At 57.8% G+C, this 2,603-nt stretch carries 2 protein-coding genes and 1 pseudogene; 1 reads left to right on the top strand and 2 read right to left on the bottom strand.

The features are described from left to right. Positions 1-1,653 (top strand): annotated as a pseudogene (locus GCE01_RS16520) (ATP-binding protein); the annotation flags it as partial. 42 nt (positions 1,654-1,695) lie between these two features. Here the strand turns inward: GCE01_RS16520 and GCE01_RS16515 are convergent. Beyond that, complete coding sequence (locus GCE01_RS16515) at positions 1,696-1,983, bottom strand: type II toxin-antitoxin system RelE family toxin (RefSeq protein ID WP_099213701.1); 288 nt, start codon at positions 1,981-1,983, stop codon at positions 1,696-1,698. Beyond that, positions 1,940-2,236, bottom strand: coding sequence for a type II toxin-antitoxin system RelB/DinJ family antitoxin (locus tag GCE01_RS16510; protein ID WP_099213700.1), 297 nt, complete (start codon positions 2,234-2,236; stop codon positions 1,940-1,942). Before GCE01_RS16510 ends, GCE01_RS16515 begins: the two co-directional genes overlap by 44 nt. Positions 2,237-2,603: the final 367 nt, after the last annotated feature.

Below are 2,603 nucleotides of genomic sequence, written 5' to 3'. Positions count from 1 at the left end.
ATCGTCGCCCCTCCAGGCAGCGGTAAGACCGTGCTCGGAAACACCATTCTTCTCGGCCTGCTCCTGAGTTCTGCGGCCATGGGCAATAATGGCGTCAAGCTGCCGCTGCTGGCGAAGCTGGACATCGGCCATGCGTCTCTCGGCTTTATCGAAATGGTCCGCAACGCGCTCGGGCCGGATCGTGCCCATGAGGCCATCTTCGTGGAAATGCAGATGGCGCCCGGCTTTGAGGTCAATATCTTCGACCTTCAGGTGGGCCTGGAATATCCGCTGCCGCTTGAAGAAGTCGCCATCGACAACTTTGTGTCCCTGCTGGCCACACCCCTTGATGGTCAGCCTTTCGAAGGGATGGACCAGCTCGTCGGCGACGTGATTGCGGAGGCCTATCGTCAGTGCACGGGTGTTGCAGGCGGCAATCCGAAGCACTACCGCGAGGGTATCGAGCCTCTGGTGGATGAGGCTATCCACCGCCTCGGCCTCCAGCTCCCGCACCACGCTGCGGCCGAAGGCGATCTCGAAAGTGCGGATCCGACCTGGTGGCGTGACGTTGTGACGGCCCTGATCGCTGCGGGCGAGCATCGTCTGGCGGGGATTGCCCAACGTCATGCCGTTCCGGTTCTTCAGGATCTGATTGCAGCGGCCCGCGCGCCGGAAATCTTCAATCGCTATTCCAAAATCGTCCTGCCCACGCACGAGACGCTCATTGATGCGTTCGAGCGCTACATCATGGCGGCCATCAAGAAGTATCCGACGCTCTCCGAGCCGACCCAGCTTGATCTGGGCGACGCCCGGATCATCGTGCTGGATCTGGCCCGTGTCGCGCCACAGGGGTCAGAGAGTGCAAACCGGCAGACGGCCCTGATGTATATGCTCGGCCGCTACCTGATCGGCCGGAACTTCTTCCTGCACCCGGAATATGCGGATCTGCCGATCATGCCCGAGAATGTGCGGGAGTATCATCGCAGCCGCTTCACCGAGATGAAGGAGACGATCAAGCGTCTCGATTTTGAGGAGTGGCATCGTCCCAAGGAGGCCCCGCAGGTCGATAAGCAGGCGATCCGGGACGTTCGTGAGGGCCGTAAGCACAATGTGCAGCTTTCGTTCATCAGCCAGCGCAGCGGTGATTTCAGCGCCGATCTCGTAGGTCAGTCCACGGCCCGCTGGATCCTGAAATGCGGAGACGAGCGCGAGGCCAACGAGATGATCGAGAACTTCAAGCTCACACCTGCCAGCGCCTATGTGATGCGCAACCGCCTGCCCGGTCCAGGCCGCAACGGTGCGCCGTTCTTCGTGGTGATGAACGCAGCCGAAGGCAAATATGAGCAGCTTCTGGTCAACGTGCTCGGCCCCATTGAACTCTGGGCTTTCTCCAGCACGCCAAACGATACCGCTCTGCGGTCTCGTCTCTTTGCCCGGATGCCCTCAAGCCGCGCCTTGCGGTGCCTTGCCATCGTGTTCCCAGGCGGGAGTGCGGAAAAGGAACTTGCCCGCCGCAAGGCCCTGGCGATGAAAAGCTCGTTTCTTCAGGACGAACAGGCACAGCAGGGCGTCATGGATGCGCTGGTGGATGAGATCCTGTCCGGCCAAGGCATTGCAGGCGGCTTGTACGAGCGCCTTGAGGCGATGGATGAGCAGCAGCGGGCCGCTGCGTAAGACGCACGATTAACGAGAGGAGGGGGATAAAACCCCCTCTTTTTACAATCGGTCTTTAGCAGTTTCGTAAACGGCACTTTTGTCGCGCTTGCAGACCGCGATCAAAAGAACCGTGATCTCCTGATCGTGGACCTGATACACCCCACGGATGCCATCATCACGCAGTTTGATTTTATAACAATTCGGTAAACCGCGAAGCTTGTTCTTTGGAACATGCGGGTTATGCAGGATTTTGCGGAGCTTTTTTACGAACCGCTCTGCAACGCTGTAATCCAGCGCGTACAGCTCATCCCTTACGACTTCCGGGATGTCCAGAGAGTAGATCGTCAAGGTTCACGTTCCTCATAATTTCCCCCGGGTTCTTCATGCGTTTCTTGACCAGATCAAGAAGAACGGCATCATCGTCGCTCACGACTTCCTTGCGGATCGGCAGACGGTTGTTTCTGACGACATATTCAAGAACGTCCCGAAACAGGTCAGCAGGCGTCGTTCCGAGTTCCTTGACCTTCCTGAAGGACTCTTCTTTGAAATCGGCTTCAAGCCGCATTCCGAAATGGGCTGTGTTTGCAGTGATCTGGGGCATCGTGTCGGGATCTCTCTTTACTCTGCGGCACTCACCGGCACTCGCGTATCTTCTCTTTGGGACCGACTTACTGGAAATATCTGTTAAACATATGTTCAACAAAAGCAACACAAAACACATCAGGGCAAGCAAGACCTATCCCTGAGTGGCGATGAGACGCCTTCAAGTTTTTTCCGTCTAAGTCGCAGATCGAGCCGCGATGATCCTTCCAACATCTGGAGGGATCCATGCGACACCACTACCTTCTGACACCTGTTCTTCTGCTGGCCCTCTCGGCCTGCGCCACCAAACCGCCCGAGCCTGTTGCGGCAGCAGGCATGGCCAATCCCGAACTTGCGCTGCAACGCGCCATTGCCACGACCGACGC

It is taken from the genome of Gluconobacter cerinus (assembly GCF_002723935.1).
Classification (GTDB): domain Bacteria; phylum Pseudomonadota; class Alphaproteobacteria; order Acetobacterales; family Acetobacteraceae; genus Gluconobacter; species Gluconobacter cerinus.
This window is presented reverse-complemented; position numbering and strand designations above follow the sequence as displayed.